The sequence below is a fragment of the Actinoallomurus sp. NBC_01490 genome (assembly GCF_036227085.1).
In the GTDB taxonomy this organism is placed as follows: Bacteria; Actinomycetota; Actinomycetes; order Streptosporangiales; family Streptosporangiaceae; genus Actinoallomurus; species Actinoallomurus oryzae.
This window is the reverse complement of the sequence record NZ_CP109433.1, coordinates 2,358,007-2,373,001: the sequence shown is the minus strand read 5'-3', so window position 1 is coordinate 2,373,001 and position 14,995 is coordinate 2,358,007. Positions and strand designations below refer to the sequence as shown.

Sequence of the window (14,995 nt, the reverse complement as noted above, 5' to 3'; positions counted from 1 at the left end):
AGACACCCATGGCGGCAGACGGGGTGTGGCGGACCGGCCAGGTCGTCGACGGACGATACGAGGTCCTTCAGGTACACGAGAGCGGCGGCATGGGCGTCGTGTACCGGGTCCGGCACCTGGAGTGGGACACCGACCTGGCGGTGAAGTGCCCGCGCGCGGAGCTGTTCCGGACCAGGGCACAGCGGGACCTGTTCGTCGCCGAGGCGGAGATCTGGGTGTCGCTGGGCCTGCATCCGAACGTCTGCGCCTGCCACTATGTGCGCGTCCTCGACGGGATTCCGCGGGTGTTCGCCGAATACGTCACGGGCGGCAGCCTGCGCGACTGGATCCACGACCGCCGCCTGTACGCGGGCGGCCGAGCGGAGGCGCTCGCCCGCGTCCTGGACGTGGCGGTGCAGTTCGCGTGGGGATTGGCGCACGCGCACGACCGTGGGCTCGTCCACCAGGACGTCAAGCCCGCCAACGTGCTGATGGACGTCACCGCCTCCGGGGCCGTCGCGAAGGTGACCGACTTCGGGCTGGCCCGGGCCGTGAGCGCGCCGCCGATGGCCGCGGACGCCGCCCCGTCCGAGGTGAACCCGGTGGTGTCCGTCCACGGCCTGACGCCCGCCTACGCCTCGCCCGAGCAGAGCGCGGGCCGGCGGGTGGACCGGCGCACCGACGTGTACAGCTTCGCGGTGTCCGTGCTGGAGATGTTCACCGGCGGGATCAACTGGATGTCCGGCGCGACGGCGGGTGCGGCGCTGGCCGCCCGCCGCGAGCGGCCCGAGCCGGGAATACCCGAGCCGCCGAAGGACCTGACCGACCTGCTGGCCCGGTGCCTGAGCCCGCACCCGGCCGGGCGGCCCGCGTCCATGGGCGAGGTCGCCACGGAGCTCACCGAGATCTACCGGCGCGTGGTCGGCACGCCGTACCCGCGCTCGGCCCCGGTCGCCGCGGACCTGCGGGCCGACGAGCTCAACAACCGCGGCGTCTCACTGCTCGACCTCGGCCGTCCGGACGAGGCGGGCGAGGCGTTCGCCGCCGCGCTGGTCGCCGACCCGCAGCACCTGAACGCCACCTACAACGCCGGGCTGCTCCGGTGGCGGCGCGGCGAGTGCACCGACGAGGACCTTCTCGCCGCTCTCGACGCGACGGTCGCCGGCGGCGCCGACCCCGGGCAGACCCGCCGGCTCCTCGCCGAGGTGCATCGGGAGCGCGGCGACCGCGACCAGGCGGACGCGCTGGTCGGCCGCGCGTCGACGGTCCGGCCTGGGCGATCGGACGGCGCGCTCCGCATCCCGTGGTACGTCTACCAGGAGCACGACGGGACGTTCTTCGGCATGCGGATGCGCCGGCAGCCGCCGTCGATGCACATCCGCTTCACCGACGACGGCGGGCGCGCGGTGACCGAATGCGACGGCGTACTGCGCGTGTGGGACGTCCGCGATGGACGCTGCCTGCGGCAACTGGCGGTCCCGGCCGGGCGGTTCGACGTCAGCGGCGACGGCCGGTACGCCGTCACGGCCGGGCCGGACGCCGTGCACTTCTGGGACCTGGCGAACGAGCGCCGCCTGCGTGTGCTGGACGCCCCCGAAGGCTGGGACCGGAGCCTGTGGTCGGCGTCGGTGCGTCTCAGCGGCGACGGGCGGGTCGCGGTGTCGGCGAACCACGACGGCACCGTGCTCGTCTGGGACTTCCCCGACGGCCGGCTCCGGCCGGCCCTCGACGGGCACGACGGCAACGCGATCGCGGCGGTCGACCACGACGGGCGGCTCGTGCTCACCGCGGGCCGCGAGGACGGCACGGTCCGGCTGTGGGAGGTCGCCACCGGGCGCTGCGTCCGCGTCCTCGACGGCCGCGTACGCGACGGCTACCAGGGGGTCGACGCGCTCTGCCTCAGCGCCGACGGGCGCATCGCGGCGGTGGCCGCCGGCGGGCGGATCCGGGTCTGGCACCTGCACGGCGGCCACACCCGTACCCTGCGCGGGCACACCCGCGTGGTCGGCTCGCTGGCGGTGTCCGGCGAGTTCCTCGTGTCCACGGCCGCGGACGACACGGTCCGGCTGTGGACGCTCGACGAGGGACGCTGCCTGCGCACCTTCCGCGGGGAGGGCGGCCCCGTGCGGGCGGCCCACCTCGACGCGGACGCGGGCGTGCTGCTGTCCGCATGGCAGGCCGGTCTCCTGCGCCGGTGGGCGGTGCCCCCGCGGCGCACCGCGCCGCCCCGGCTGAGCAGGCCGCGCGAACACGCCGAGCTGAGCGGCCTCGACGCCACGGTGGCGCACCTGATGCACCGGGCTCGGTCGGCCACGGATCCGCGGAACGCTCTGGGGCTGCTCGCCGAGGCCAGGGCGGTCCCCGGATACGAGCGTGAGCCGCGGCTGCTCGCGGCGTGGCGGGAACTCGGCCGGTCCGCGGACCGGATCGGCCTGCGTTCGGCCTGGAGCGCCGGGGTATTCGAGGGAGACACCGCGGCGTTCGCGGTGGACGTGGACGCGGCCGGCCGGATCGCCGTGTCCGGCGGGACGGGCGGCACGGTCCGGGTGTGGGACGTGGAGGCGGGGACCTGTCTGCGGGTGACCGGGAAGCAGCTCAGCGCCGTCAACACCGTCGAGGTGAGCGACGACGGGTCCCGAGCGATGTCCGCGAGCCGCGACGGGACCATCGCCGTGTGGTCGGTCGAGACCGGTGAGCGGATCGGCGGCCTCGACCGTCCGCTGGCGCTGGGCGCGACCGCGGCGGCGTTCGACCGCGCCGGCCGGCTGGCCCTGGTGGCCGGGGCGGACGCGGCGATCCGGCTCTGGAACCTCGATACCGGCGCGTGCGAGCACGAGCTGACGGGACACGCCGGAAAGGTCTGCGCGCTCTGGCTCGGGCCGCGCCTGACCGCGTCCGCCGGAGCGGACCGGGTGGTGCGGCTGTGGGACCCGCGGACCGGGCAGTGCCTGCGAACGCTGTGTGGCCACACCGATCAGGTGATGTCGGTCTGCCTGAGCCCCGGGGACCGGTACGCCCTCTCCGCGGGCGCGTACACCGACCGGACGATCCGCCTGTGGGACACCGCGACGGGCGAGTGCCTGCGCGTCTTCGGCGACGAGCCCGACAGCCCGCGAGGAGCCGACTCGGTGCCCAAGGTGGTCTCCAAGCGGGTGCGGTTCACCCCGGACGGGCGGTTCGCGGTCTCCGGCGGAACCGACGCGACCGTGCGGATCTGGGACCTGGCCACCGGACGATGCCTGAGCACGCTCGACGGTCACGAGGGAGAGGTGACCGCCGTCGTGGTCGGCGCCGACGCCGGGTTCGCGCTCTCCGCGAGCACGGACGGCACCGTACGGCGCTGGGAGCTCGACTGGGACCTGCGCGTCCCCGGCTGAGGCGAAGTGCCGACGACGACCCTGCTCGCGCTCCTCGGGATTCCGCGGCGGTAACGGGCTGCCGTACTTCCCGGCCGGGAGCACCGGCGACGGCCGTAACCCGGCGCCGGACCTCAGCCGGGGTCTGCTAAAGCGGCCGAAATCGGGGTAGCGCGAGGCGGGTGATTCCATGGCAGCGACATGTCGAACGAAGATTTCGCGAGGTCGCCGGGCTGCGCGTCCCCCTGCCCGGCGGCGGGGCGACGCGTGAGCGGTGGGCCCTGTTCGCCCGGCTCGCCGAAGAGGACCTCTCCCTCGCCCGGCTCAGCGAGGGACACTTCGACGCAGTGGCGATCCTCGCCGAGCTGAACGGGCCCGACCCGGCCCCCGGCGACCTCTGGGGCGTGTGGGCGGCCAAGCCGCCGAGCCTGGAGGCCTCCGGCGGGCGGGTCAGCGGCGTCAGGCCGTACTGCAGCGGAGCCCGCGTCTGTACCCGCGCGCTCGTGACCGCCGGCGACCTGCTGTTCGCGGTGCGGCCCGGTGAGCCGGTCGAGGGCACGTGGCCGGCGACCGGCATGGCGGCCAGCGACAGCCTCGACGTGCGGTTCACCGACGCTCCGGCCGAGCAGGTGGGGCCGCCGGGCGGGTACACCGGGCGGCCCGGGTTCCACCACGGAGGGGTCGGCGTCGCCGCGGTCTGGTACGGCGGCGCCCGCGCGGTGGCCCGTCCCCTGCTCGGCGTCCGCGAGCCGCACGCGCTGGCGCACCTGGGCGCGGTCGAGATCGCGCTGACCTCGGCGCGCGACGCGCTCGAGCGGGCGGCGGCCGAGATGGACGCGGACCCGCTCGACCGCAAGGAGCAGGCGGCGGCCCGCGCCCTGCGGGTGCGGTCGCTGGTGGCCGAGGTCGCGGCGGAGGTCCTCGACCGTACGGGCCGTGCTCTCGGCGCGGGGCCGCTCTCCCACGACGAGGCGCATGCGCGGCGGGTGGCGGACCTGACCGTCTACATCCGCCAGCACCACGCCGAGCGCGACCTGGCCGCCCTGGGCGCGACGGTCACCGGAGACACCTGGTGAGCCCGGAGCCCGCACCCATCGCACCCGACGCCGCCGAGACCGCCCCCGCCGAGCCGAACCCGATCGACGCTCCCGGCACCGCCGAACACGAGTGGCGCGCGTGGGACGGCCTGCCCGCGCTGCCCGTGCTCGACACGGCCGCGTGGCGCAGTGTCGTGGTGGTCGCGGCGCACCCCGACGACGAGGTTCTCGGCGCGGGCGGCCTGATGTCCCTGCTCGCCGCCCGTGGCGTGCGGCTGCGGCTCGTCGCCGTGACCGACGGCGAGGCCTCCCACCCCGCCGTCCCGCCCGGAGAGATCGCCGCCCGCCGGATCGCCGAGTCGGCCGCCGCGCTGAGGCACATCGGCGCGTGCGAGACCGTACGGCTCGGGCTGCCCGACAGCGGCGTACGGGACGAGGAGCTGCGCCGCCTCCTGCCGGACCTGGCCGCGGGCTTCGACGCGTGCCTGGCGCCCTGGGAGAAGGACCTGCACCCCGACCACGAGGCCGTCGGGCGCGCCGCGCTGGCCTGCGGCGGGCAGGTGTGGCGGTTCCCCATCTGGACCTGGCACTGGGCACGGCCCGGCGACCCGCGGCTGCCCTGGGACCGGGCCGTACGGGTGCCGCTGTCCCCGGAGGCCCGCGAACGGAAGGAGGCGGCGATCGGCTGCTTCACCAGCCAGCTCGAAGGGCCGGAGCCGATCCTGCCGCCGGGGGTCGTGGACCACTTCGCGCGCCCGTGGGAGGTGCTCTTTCGGTGACGCTCGGACCGGAGTACTTCGCCCGGGTCTACGCCGGCTCGCCCGACCCGTGGGGATTCACGAGCCGCTGGTACGAGGAGCGCAAGTACGCGCTGAGCCTGGCGATGCTGCCGCGGCGGCACTACGAGGACGCGTTCGAGCCGGGCTGCTCGATCGGCGTGCTGACCGCGATGCTCGCGCCGCGCTGCGACCGCCTGCTGTCCTGCGACGTCGCGCCGCAGGCGGTACGGCAGGCCCGGCGGCGGGCGCCCGGGGCGCGGGTGGAGCGGCGGACGCTCCCCGAGGACTGGCCGGACGGGACGTTCGACCTGATCGTGTTCTCGGAGTTCCTCTACTACCTGGACGAGAGAGACCTGGGTCAGGTGCTCGACCTGGCCACCAAGGCCCTCCGGCCGGACGGCACCCTCCTGGCGGTGCACTGGCGGCACCCCGTGGCCGACTATCCGCAGACCGGTGACGCGGTGCACGCGGCCCTCGCCCGTACCGGCCTGGCCCGGCTCGCCGAGCACCGGGAGGCCGACTTCGTCGCCGAGGTGTACGTGAACGGCGAACCGGTCTCGGTGGCCACGGCCGAGGGGCTCACGTGAAGGCCCGAGCGGGAGCGACGCAGCGAGTGGAGTGGGCGGTGAGGGACGAGCCGCCCGCGGAGCGAGTGAGGAGCGGACGCGACCAGAAAGCCCGAGCGGGAGCGACGCAGCGAGTGGAGTGGGCGGTGAGGGACGAGCCGCCCGCGGAGCGAGTGAGGAGCGGACGCGACCAGAAAGCCCGAGCGGGAGCGACGCAGCGAGTGGAGTGGGCGGTGAGGGACGAGCCGCCCGCGGAGCGAGTGAGGAGCGGACGCGACCAGAAAGCCCGAGCGGGAGCGACGCAGCGAGTGGAGTGGGCGGTGAGGGACGAGCCGCCCGCGGAGCGAGTGAGGAGCGGACGCGACCAGAAAGCCCGAGCGGGAGCGACGCAGCGAGTGGAGTGGGCGGTGAGGGACGAGCCGCCCGCGGAGCGAGTGAGGAGCGGACGCGACCAGAAAGCCCGAGCGGGAGCGACGCAGCGAGTGGAGTGGGCGGTGAGGGACGAGCCGCCCGCGGAGCGAGTGAGGAGCGGACGCGACCAGAAAGCAGGCGTGGTGGTGCCGGCGCATAACGAGCAGGAACGGTTGCCGGCCTGCCTGGCCGCGCTCCGTGGCGTTCCGGTCGTGGTCGTCGCCGACGCCTGTACCGACGGTACGGCCGAGGTGGCCCGACGGCACGGGGCGCAGGTCGTGGAGATCGCCGCCCGCAACGTCGGGGCCGCCCGCGCGGCCGGGGTTCGCGCGCTGCTGCGGCGCGGGGTGTCGTGGGTGGCCACCACCGACGCCGACACGCTGGTGCCGCCGGGATGGCTCGCCTCCCAGCTGCGGTACGCGGCGCGGGGCTGGGACGCCGTCGTCGGCACGGTCGAGGTCACGGACTGGACCGGGCACGAGCCCCGGCGGATCGCCGCCTACGCCCGTCACTACGCGCGTGACCCCGCCCCCGTCCACGGCGCCAACCTCGGCTTCAGCGCGCACGCGTACGTGGCCTCCGGCGGCTTCCCGCCGCTCCGTACGGGCGAGGACCGCGCGCTCGTCGCCGCGATGACGGCCGCGGGCCACCGCGTGCTGCACACACCCCAGGTCAGGGTCATCACCTCCGCGCGGCACCGTTACCGGGCGCCGCACGGCTTCGGTCACTTCCTCACGACGCTCGGATGAGCGCATGATCGGTGCGCGCTGGGTAGGGCTCCTGACGGACGAAGGAGGTCTCATGAGTGGTATCGGGATTCTGGCGGTCCTCGGGCTCATCCTGATCGTGATCGTCCTGATCGGCTGGATCTTCATGACCGTGCGAGCGAGCCGGCACCCGATGAAGAGCAGGAACCCCGGCGGCAGGCTCAGGCGCGGACCGGTCTCGGGCGGAGCGATCCACGGCGACCCGGGCCAGAACATCCTCACCGGCGAGGCCCCGCGTCAGGACGCGCCCGAAGAGCACCGCAAGAACCTTTAGTCACGTCCGTAAACCTCCGCCACGCCGATACGTCGAGTGATGTTCCGGAACGGCGGGTAGAGCGTTACCCATGCGCCTCGGTGTCCTCGACGTCGGATCGAACTCCGCCCATCTGAAGATCGTGGAACTCCGTCCCGGGGAGCCTCCGCGGCCGGTCCGGTCGGTGAAGCACCCGACGCTGCTGGCCGACGCGATCGCCCCGGACGGAAGCATCCAGGCGCCGGCCGTCGAGCGGCTGGTCACGGCGGTCGGCGCGACGGCCCGCGCGGCCGAGGACGAGCACCTCGACGAGCTGATCGCCTTCGCCACCTCCACGGTGCGCGACGCGGCCAACCGCGAGCCGGTCCTCGCGCGGGTGGCGGCCGAGACCGGGATCCGGCTGGGGCACCTGACCGGGCAGGACGAGGCGCGCCTCACGTTCCTGGCCGCCCGCGCCTGGTACGGCTGCTCGGCCGGTCCGATGCTGCTGATGGACATCGGCGGCGGATCCACCGAACTCGCCTACGGCGACGGCGAGGAGCCCGCGCCGGCCCTGTCCCTGCCGCTGGGCGCCGGACGGCTGACCCGCGCCTTCCTGCCCGGCGACCCGCCGCGCCCACGCGACGTCCGGCTGCTGCGGCGGTTCGTGTACGAGCGCCTGGCCGGGGTCGGCGGGCGGATCCGGGGGCTTCCCCCGGCGCGGCGGGTGGTGGCGACGTCCAAGACCTTCAAGCAGCTCGCCCGGCTGACCGGCGCGCCGGGAGGCGCGGCCGGCCCGTACGCGCACCGGGTCCTGCGCCGCGACCTGCTGCGCGACCGGATCCCCGAGCTCGTCGCGTGCGACGACCGGCGCCGGGCCCGGCTGCCGGGCGTGGCGAAGAGCCGGGTGCACCAGATCGTCGCGGGAGCGATCGTCGCCGAGGCCCTGATGACGACGCTCGGCCTGGACGAGGCCGAGGTCTGCCCGTGGGCCCTGCGCGAGGGGATCGCGGTCCGGCGGACGCGGACCGCGACGGCACTCGCGGTCACCGACGAGCTGGGCAGCCTGGTCCAGCGCTCCTTCGGCCCCCGGCGCGCCGTGCCGGCCTTACGGGCCGGCCGGAGCGCGACCGTCGCCGCGGGAGGGTCACGGTGACCCGGCGCAGTCGGTGAGGATCTTCAGGACGGCCTTCTCCGCCGGACCGCGCGTGGCGAGCTCGCCGAGGTCGCGTCCCTTGCCGAGGTCGGCGAGCGCCGGCTCGACCGTGACGCCCTGCTCGTACAGCTCGATGATCCGCGGGTCGATGTAGGAGGCCCGCGCGACGGCGGGGGTGTTGCCGAGGTACTCCGACACCTCGCGCACGACCCGGACGACCGCGCGCCTGCGCGCGTTGGCGGTGGTCGCGGCGGGTCTGGAGACGGCGAGCCCCACCGCCGCGAGCACGGTGGCGTGCCAGGTGCGGAAGTCCTTGGCGGTGAACTCCCCATCGGAGATCTCCCGGAGGTAGTCGTTGATGTCCGCGGCGGTGACGTTGTGCCAGCGCGGGCCGCTCCGGTAGGCCAGGAGTTCCTCCCCGCCGCTCCGGCGCCGCTTCAGGCTCCGTACGACGGCCATGACCTGGTCGTCGACGAGGGCCTGCTCGCGCTCCTTGGCGCCCTTGGCGGTGTAGTCGAAGACGATTTCGCCGTGCGAGCACGTGACGTGCTCGCGGCGGATGGTCGCCAGGCCGTACGTGCCGTTCTCCGCGGCGTACTCCTCGCCGCCCGGCCGGAAGAATCCCAGGTCGATCAGGCGAATCGCGGCGGCGAGCACTCGTTCGCGGCCCAGTCCCCGGCCGTCGAGGTGACGCTCGACCCGCTCACGGACGCGGGGCAGGGCGGCGCCGAACGCCAGGACCCGGTCGTGCTTCTCCCGGTCGCGCCGCTCACGCCACCGGTCGTGGTACCGGTACTGCCGCCGGCCCGCCGCGTCGGTCCCGACCGCCTGGATGTGCCCGTTCTCGTCGGGACAGATCCACACGTCCTCCCACGCCGGCGGGATCACCAGCGCCTTGATGCGGGCGAGCGTGTCCGGATTCCTGATCGCGACGGCCTCCCCGTCGAAGTAGCGGAACCCGCGGCCACACCGTCTCCGGCGAATGCCCGGACCGCCGAGGTCGCTGCGCACGAGCTCGACCGTCAGGGCGTCCTCTCGCGTGTCATCCACATTTCTCCCGTTACCCGCGGCCGTTCCGGCCTATCACCGGCCGCGCGTCCTCGTGCGCAGGTGTGAAACGCGCAGGGTGGGTAGGCGATCGGTAACGGCCGACCGGGAAAGGAGCACATCGATGCCGAGAGCACAGATCAAGGACGAGAAGACCTACCAGAAGCTCCGTGAGAAGGGCGAGAGCAAGGAGAAGGCCGCCCGGATCGCCAACGCGTCGGCGGGCAGCTCACGCAAGTCGGTCGGCAAGAAGGGCGGCAAGAGCCCGTCGTACGACGACTGGAACAAGGACGACCTGGTCAAACGCGCCCGGGAGATCGGCGTCAAGGGCCGGTCGACGATGACCAAGGCCCAGCTCGTCAAGGCCCTGCGCAACCACTAGGCGACGCCGGCCGACGGGGAGGCACCGGTCGACGTGAGGCGGGCGCGGGTCAGGCCGCCGGTGGCGAAGACCACCGCGCCCGTACCGTCGACCAGGGCCGCCCGCCGCCAGGCCGGCAGGAGCGCCACCGCGCCCGCGCACGTCGCCGCGTGGAGCAGATCCACCGCCGCGCCCGCGCGGGCGAGGGCGCGCGTGGGGTGGGCCAGCTCCACCCCCGCCTGCAGGAGATGGCGGGTGCCGAGCACCCGCAGCACCCACGTCTGGGACCGCGTCGCCGGACGGCCCGTGAGCGTGTTCAGGACCAGGTCCGGCACGGTCACGAGCAGCCCGCCCCACGCGAGTCGCGCCGCGGCCAGGCCCCTCACCGGCACCGGCCCCGCAGCAGGCCCAGGCCGGCCAGGCCCACCCCCGCGACCGCGGCCGTCGCCACGGCCACCCGGTACCGGCTAGCCCACATCTGGTAGCTGCGCGGATGTGCCTGGTCGTCGAAGCTTCCGTGCGCGCCGTAGTCGTGACCGTCCTTGCCGTCGGCGGGCTTCCACAGGTTGGCCGGCTGGTGCGGGTCACGCGGTTTGCCGGTCTGCTGGGAGTCGAACCCCGTACGGGCGAGGTAGCGGTCCAGCAGGCCCGGGGCGATCCGGTTCGCGAGCAGGGTCGCCACGGTGCTCCCGCCGATCCAGTACTCCCGCCGCGCCGGGTGGTCCGCGGCGTACACCAGTGCCCGCGCGGCCACCTCCGGCTGGTAGATCGGGGGCACCGGCTGGGCGTGGTTCGGCAGCCGCGACTCCACCCAGTCGAACTGCGGGGTGTTGACCCCCGGCATGTGCACGATGGTCGTGCGCACCTTGGTGCCCCGGTGCAGCAGCTCGGTGCGCAGCGACTCGTAGAAGCCCTGGATGGCGTGCTTGGCGCCGCAGTACGCCGACTGAAGCGGGATGCCGCGCTTGGCCAGAGCGGACCCGGTCTGCACGATCGTGCCGTGGTCGCGCGGCAGCATCAGGTCGAGCGCGACCTTCGTCCCGTGCACGAAGCCGAGGTAGGTGACCTCGGTGGTCCGCTTGAACTCCGCCGGCTCGATGTCGACGAACTCGGAGAACACCGAGCTGAACGCCACGTTCACCCACACGTCGATGGGGCCGAGCACGGCCTCCGCGCGCTCGGCGGCGGCGCGTACCTGGTCGTAGTCGGCCACGTCCGTGGGAATGGCCAGGGCCTCGCCGCCGGCCGCGCGCACGTCCTCGGCCGCCGCGTTCAGACCGGTCTCACCCCGCGCCAGCAGGGCGACCTTGTCGCCCCGTGCGCCGAACGCACGGGCCGCCGCCCGGCCGATCCCTCCACTCGCACCGGTCACCACCACGACACGACTGCCGCCCATCGAACTCCCCCTCGGTCGCTTACCTTCCATTCACGAGCAGCGCTACCCAGCATCGCCGACGCCATGCCGGTGGCCCGTGGAGTCGCGGCGTGCGCGGGCGTCCGGTGGCCAGACCGGTCAGGAATGAAGAAGCGCACCTCACCGGGCCGTTCCTAGCCTGTTCTCCATGACCTCCATCGCATCCGTCACCCTCGAGGTGGCCGACCTCACCGCCGCCGACCGCTTCTACGCCGAAGCCCTCGGCGTGGACACCCAGATCCGCCTGCGCGCCTCGGAGGCGCCGACGACCGGCTTCCGCGGGTTCACGCTGTCGGTCACGGTCTCCCAGCCGGCCGACGTCAACGCCCTCGTCGACGCCGCACTCGACGCAGGCGCCTCGGTGCTGAAGCCGGTCACGAAGTCGTTCTGGGGCCACGGCGGCGTCGTGCGAGCCCCGGACGGGGCGATCTGGAAGGTCGCCACCTCGGCGAAGAAGGACACCGGCCCGGCCACCGGAAAGATCGACTCCGTCGTGCTCCTGCTGGGGGTCGCGGACATGGCCGCGAGCAAGCGCTTCTACCTGGAGCAGGGTCTGACCGTGGCGAAGAGCTTCGGCCGCAAGTACGTCGAGTTCGACACCGGGTCGAGCCCCGTCAAGCTGGCGCTCTACGGGCGCCGGGCCCTCGCCAAAGACGCCGGCGTCTCGCCCGACGGCACCGGATCGCACCGGCTCGTCATCAACGGCGACGGCACGCCGTTCACCGACCCGGACGGGTTCGCGTGGGAGCCGGCGGCGAAGACCGCGTCGCTTTAAACCGGGCAAAACCCATCGTTCATCACATAAGGTCACCACAGTCACATTGAGGGGAAATTCGGCATGAGCAGCACGTACGAGGGATTCACGGCCGAGGAGCGGGCCGCGATGAAGGACCACGCCCAGGAGATGAAGAAGGCGTCGCGCCGCGGCTCGCGCGCGGAGAAGGCGGCGGAGGCGGCGCGAGACGTGCTCGCGAAGATCGCCGAGATGCAGGGCTCGGATCGCACCATGGCCGAGCGTGTCCACGCCATCGTCACGGCCAGCGCCCCGGCCCTCGAGCCGCGGCTCTGGTACGGCAGCCCCGCCTACGCGCTGGACGGCAAGGTCGTCTGCTTCTTCCAGCCCGCGGCGAAGTTCAAAACCCGCTACGCGAACCTCGGGTTCAGCGACCAGGCGCAACTGGACGAGGGGACGATGTGGCCGACCTCTTTCGCCCTGACCGAGATCACCCCCGAGGTGGAGGCGCGGATCAGCGCGCTCGTGAAGCAGGCGGTGAGCTGACGCACTCGCGGAGCTGAACGGAGTTCTCTCATGTGTCACCCCTCGTGGGGCCGCGCACTCGCCGAGGAGCAGCGACTGGGCGACCTCGCGCGCCTGCGCCGCGTCAAGGACCGGATCGACCGGGAGTACGCGCAGCCGCTGGACGTCGAGGCCCTGGCCCGCGGCGCGCACATGTCGGCCGGGCACCTCAGCCGCCGCTTCCGGCTCGCCTACGGTGAGTCGCCGTACTCCTACCTGATGACGCGGCGCATCGAGCGCGCGATGGCGCTGCTGCGCCGTGGCGACCTCAGCGTCACCGAGGTCTGCTTCGCGGTCGGCTGCGCGTCGCTGGGCACCTTCAGCACGCGCTTCACCGAGCTGGTCGGTGTGTCGCCCAGCGTCTACCGGCACCAGGCGATGGAGGCGACCGAGGAGATGCCGTCGTGCGTGGCGAAACAGGTGACCCGGCCGGTCAGGAGCCGACACTGACTAGCGTGAGCAGTATGGACATCACGATTCACACCTGCGCCCTGCCGCACGACGACCCGGAGGCCTCGCTGGCCTTCTATCGCGACACCCTCGGCTTCGAGGTCCGCAGCGACGTCGGAAAGGGCAGGATGCGCTGGATCACGGTCGGCCCCAGGGACCAGCCCGGCACGTCCATCCTCCTGGCGCCGCCGGCCGCCGACCCCGGCATCACCGACGACGAGCGCCGCACCATCGCCGAGATGATGGCCAAGGGCACCTACGGGTGGATCCTGCTGGCCACCCATGACCTCGACGGCACCTTCGAACGGGTGCAGGCCGGCGACGCCGAGGTCGTCCAGGAGCCGACCGAGCAGCCGTACGGGGTGCGCGACTGCGCCTTCCGCGACCCCGCGGGCAACATGGTCCGCATCCAGGAGCTGCGCTGAGCCGTCCGGCGGGTCCCGACGCCGGGGACGGTTCCGCCGCCCCACCCGCGCCCCGGCGTCGCGTCCGAGCCTGGCATCCTCGAAACGAGCGGACCGATGACGCCCCCGGCCGACCGAAGGACGCCGCGGCCGGGCGAGGAAGGGAGCCAAGCCGATGAACAGCGCGGAACTGCTGACCGACGCCTTCGAACGCGTTCGCGAGACCGTACACGAGGTCGTGGACGGCCTGTCCCCGGACCGGCTCGCCACGCGGCCGACCGACGACTCCAACTCGATCGCGTGGCTCGTCTGGCACCTGACACGCGTCCAGGACGACCACATCGCCGACGTCGCGGGCGTCGAGCAGGTGTGGACCGCCGGTGGGTGGGCCGAGCGGTTCGGCCTGCCGCTGCCGCCGTCCGACACCGGGTACGGCCACGACGCACGGGCCGTCGACGCCGTCCGCGTCGAGTCGGGCGAGCTCCTCACCGGCTACTACGACGCCGTGCACGAGCAGACCCTGCGGTACGTCGCCGGGCTGAAGGACGCCGACCTCGACCGTGTGGTGGACGAGGCGTGGGACCCGCCGGTGACGCTGGGCGTACGGCTCGTCAGCGTGATCAACGACGACACACAGCACGCCGGCCAGGCCGCATTCCTGCGCGGTCTTATTATTTAGCTCGTTTTTCGCCCTGTTGCCTGGGGGACCCTACTTTCCGTTATAAGTACGTTCCTAACTGAATCGTTGACACGGGCCGAAATCCATGCTTTTATCCCAGCGCCCGCCAGGAAGGCCATTAACGAATCGCGCAGCCTTCGTCACTCGCCGCCAGCGCCATTCGCCCCGCGCTCCCGGACCGACAGGATCATTCTTGCCACGGATATCCGCTCGATGGACGATCCCCGCCCTCGTCGTCCTCCTCGCCGGCGGCGTACCCGCACTCGTGGCCTTCACCGGTGACGGGCATGCGTCCGGAACGCCGGCCGTGCTCTCCGCACGGGCGACGGCCGTCGACCTGGCCGATCCGCACGAGAAGGACATCGCCATGCAGGTGGTCTCCAGCGCGGAGAACTCCTCGCTCGACTGGCGGGCGCAGTACAAGTACATCGAGGACATCGGCGACGGGCGCGGCTACACCGCCGGCATCATCGGCTTCTGTTCCGGCACCGGCGACATGCTCGAGATCGTCCAGGCCTACACCGACGCCGAGCCGGGCAACGTCCTCGCCGAGTACCTGCCGGCGCTGCGCGCGGTGAACGGCACCGACTCCCACGAGGGACTCGACCCGGGCTTCCCCGCCGACTGGCGTGAGGCGGCGGCCGACCCGGCGTTCCAGCGGGCGCAGGACGACGAGCGCGACTCGATGTACTTCGACCCCGCCGTCCGGCAGGCGAAGAGCGACGGCCTGCGGGCGCTCGGGCAGTTCATCTACTACGACGCCATGGTCATGCACGGCCCGGGAGACGACGCCGACAGCTTCGGCGGGATCCGCGCCGCCGCCCTGGCGAAGGCCGAGCCTCCGGCGCAGGGCGGCGGCGAGGTCGCCTATCTCAACGCGTTCCTCGACGCGCGGAAGGCCGCGATGAAACGCGAGGAGGCGCACAGCGACACCAGCCGCGTCGACACCGAGCAGCGCGTCTTCCTGAACGACGGAAACCTCGACTTCACCCCGCCGCTCACCTGGAAGGTGTACGGCGACGGCTACACCATCAGCGAATAGAAGAACTCCGGCGGGCGG

Annotated in this window: 17 protein-coding genes; 14 read left to right on the top strand and 3 right to left on the bottom strand. The window is 73.2% G+C overall.

The features are described from left to right. Positions 1-8: 8 nt before the first annotated feature. The 7 genes from OG417_RS11740 to OG417_RS11710 all read left to right on the top strand — a co-directional run bounded on the left by OG417_RS11740 (position 9) and on the right by OG417_RS11710 (position 8,283). Positions 9-3,356 carry a protein kinase domain-containing protein gene (locus tag OG417_RS11740; RefSeq protein ID WP_329254044.1) on the top strand — a complete coding sequence of 1,116 codons (3,348 nt, stop codon included), beginning with the start codon at positions 9-11 and terminating at the stop codon, positions 3,354-3,356. A gap of 161 nt (positions 3,357-3,517) precedes the next feature. Continuing rightward, on the top strand, positions 3,518-4,411 hold the full coding sequence (locus OG417_RS11735) for an acyl-CoA dehydrogenase (RefSeq protein WP_329254041.1): 894 nt from the start codon (positions 3,518-3,520) through the stop codon (positions 4,409-4,411). Further along, on the top strand, positions 4,408-5,151 hold the full coding sequence (locus tag OG417_RS11730) for a PIG-L deacetylase family protein (protein WP_329254038.1): 744 nt from the start codon (positions 4,408-4,410) through the stop codon (positions 5,149-5,151). Before OG417_RS11735 ends, OG417_RS11730 begins: the two co-directional genes overlap by 4 nt. Next, the gene (locus OG417_RS11725; RefSeq protein ID WP_329254035.1) at positions 5,148-5,738 is read left to right on the top strand and encodes a class I SAM-dependent DNA methyltransferase; all 591 of its coding nucleotides are present in this window, start codon (positions 5,148-5,150) and stop codon (positions 5,736-5,738) included. Before OG417_RS11730 ends, OG417_RS11725 begins: the two co-directional genes overlap by 4 nt. 473 nt (positions 5,739-6,211) lie before the next feature. Further along, positions 6,212-6,877 carry a glycosyltransferase gene (locus tag OG417_RS11720; RefSeq protein ID WP_329254032.1) on the top strand — a complete coding sequence of 222 codons (666 nt, stop codon included), beginning with the start codon at positions 6,212-6,214 and terminating at the stop codon, positions 6,875-6,877. Positions 6,878-6,929: 52 nt separating this feature from the next. Continuing rightward, entirely contained in the window at positions 6,930-7,169 is a 240-nt protein-coding gene (locus OG417_RS11715; RefSeq protein ID WP_329254029.1) for a hypothetical protein, read from the top strand. A gap of 70 nt (positions 7,170-7,239) precedes the next feature. Further along, positions 7,240-8,283 (top strand): Ppx/GppA phosphatase family protein, encoded by a 1,044-nt coding sequence (locus OG417_RS11710; RefSeq protein WP_329254026.1) that lies wholly within the window; start codon positions 7,240-7,242, stop codon positions 8,281-8,283. Here the strand turns inward: OG417_RS11710 and OG417_RS11705 are convergent. Continuing rightward, the gene (locus tag OG417_RS11705) at positions 8,275-9,333 is read right to left on the bottom strand and encodes a DNA topoisomerase IB (protein WP_329254023.1); all 1,059 of its coding nucleotides are present in this window, start codon (positions 9,331-9,333) and stop codon (positions 8,275-8,277) included. The genes OG417_RS11710 and OG417_RS11705 overlap by 9 nt on opposite strands. A gap of 121 nt (positions 9,334-9,454) precedes the next feature. On the opposite strand from OG417_RS11705, the gene OG417_RS11700 reads away from it, so the two are divergent. After that, the gene (locus tag OG417_RS11700) at positions 9,455-9,712 is read left to right on the top strand and encodes a DUF7218 family protein (RefSeq protein WP_329254020.1); all 258 of its coding nucleotides are present in this window, start codon (positions 9,455-9,457) and stop codon (positions 9,710-9,712) included. Here OG417_RS11700 and OG417_RS11695 read toward each other — a convergent pair. Together OG417_RS11695 and OG417_RS11690 are read right to left on the bottom strand one after the other, a co-directional pair. Further along, the gene (locus OG417_RS11695; protein ID WP_329254017.1) at positions 9,709-10,077 is read right to left on the bottom strand and encodes a hypothetical protein; all 369 of its coding nucleotides are present in this window, start codon (positions 10,075-10,077) and stop codon (positions 9,709-9,711) included. The genes OG417_RS11700 and OG417_RS11695 overlap by 4 nt on opposite strands. Next, the gene (locus OG417_RS11690; RefSeq protein ID WP_329254013.1) at positions 10,074-11,087 is read right to left on the bottom strand and encodes an SDR family oxidoreductase; all 1,014 of its coding nucleotides are present in this window, start codon (positions 11,085-11,087) and stop codon (positions 10,074-10,076) included. The genes OG417_RS11695 and OG417_RS11690 overlap by 4 nt, the downstream gene beginning before the upstream one ends. A 166-nt stretch (positions 11,088-11,253) precedes the next feature. On the opposite strand from OG417_RS11690, the gene OG417_RS11685 reads away from it, so the two are divergent. The 6 genes from OG417_RS11685 to OG417_RS11660 all read left to right on the top strand — a co-directional run bounded on the left by OG417_RS11685 (position 11,254) and on the right by OG417_RS11660 (position 14,977). Continuing rightward, on the top strand, positions 11,254-11,880 hold the full coding sequence (locus tag OG417_RS11685; RefSeq protein ID WP_329254009.1) for a glyoxalase: 627 nt from the start codon (positions 11,254-11,256) through the stop codon (positions 11,878-11,880). Positions 11,881-11,943: 63 nt separating this feature from the next. Then, positions 11,944-12,384 (top strand): iron chaperone, encoded by a 441-nt coding sequence (locus OG417_RS11680; RefSeq protein WP_329254006.1) that lies wholly within the window; start codon positions 11,944-11,946, stop codon positions 12,382-12,384. Positions 12,385-12,414: 30 nt separating this feature from the next. Next, on the top strand, positions 12,415-12,852 hold the full coding sequence (locus tag OG417_RS11675; RefSeq protein ID WP_329254003.1) for a helix-turn-helix transcriptional regulator: 438 nt from the start codon (positions 12,415-12,417) through the stop codon (positions 12,850-12,852). A 14-nt stretch (positions 12,853-12,866) separates the two neighbouring features. Next, the gene (locus OG417_RS11670) at positions 12,867-13,277 is read left to right on the top strand and encodes a VOC family protein (RefSeq protein WP_329254000.1); all 411 of its coding nucleotides are present in this window, start codon (positions 12,867-12,869) and stop codon (positions 13,275-13,277) included. A gap of 154 nt (positions 13,278-13,431) precedes the next feature. Beyond that, entirely contained in the window at positions 13,432-13,935 is a 504-nt protein-coding gene (locus OG417_RS11665) for a mycothiol transferase (RefSeq protein WP_329253997.1), read from the top strand. 193 nt (positions 13,936-14,128) lie between these two features. Beyond that, entirely contained in the window at positions 14,129-14,977 is an 849-nt protein-coding gene (locus OG417_RS11660; RefSeq protein ID WP_329253994.1) for a chitosanase, read from the top strand. Positions 14,978-14,995 lie beyond the last annotated feature (18 nt).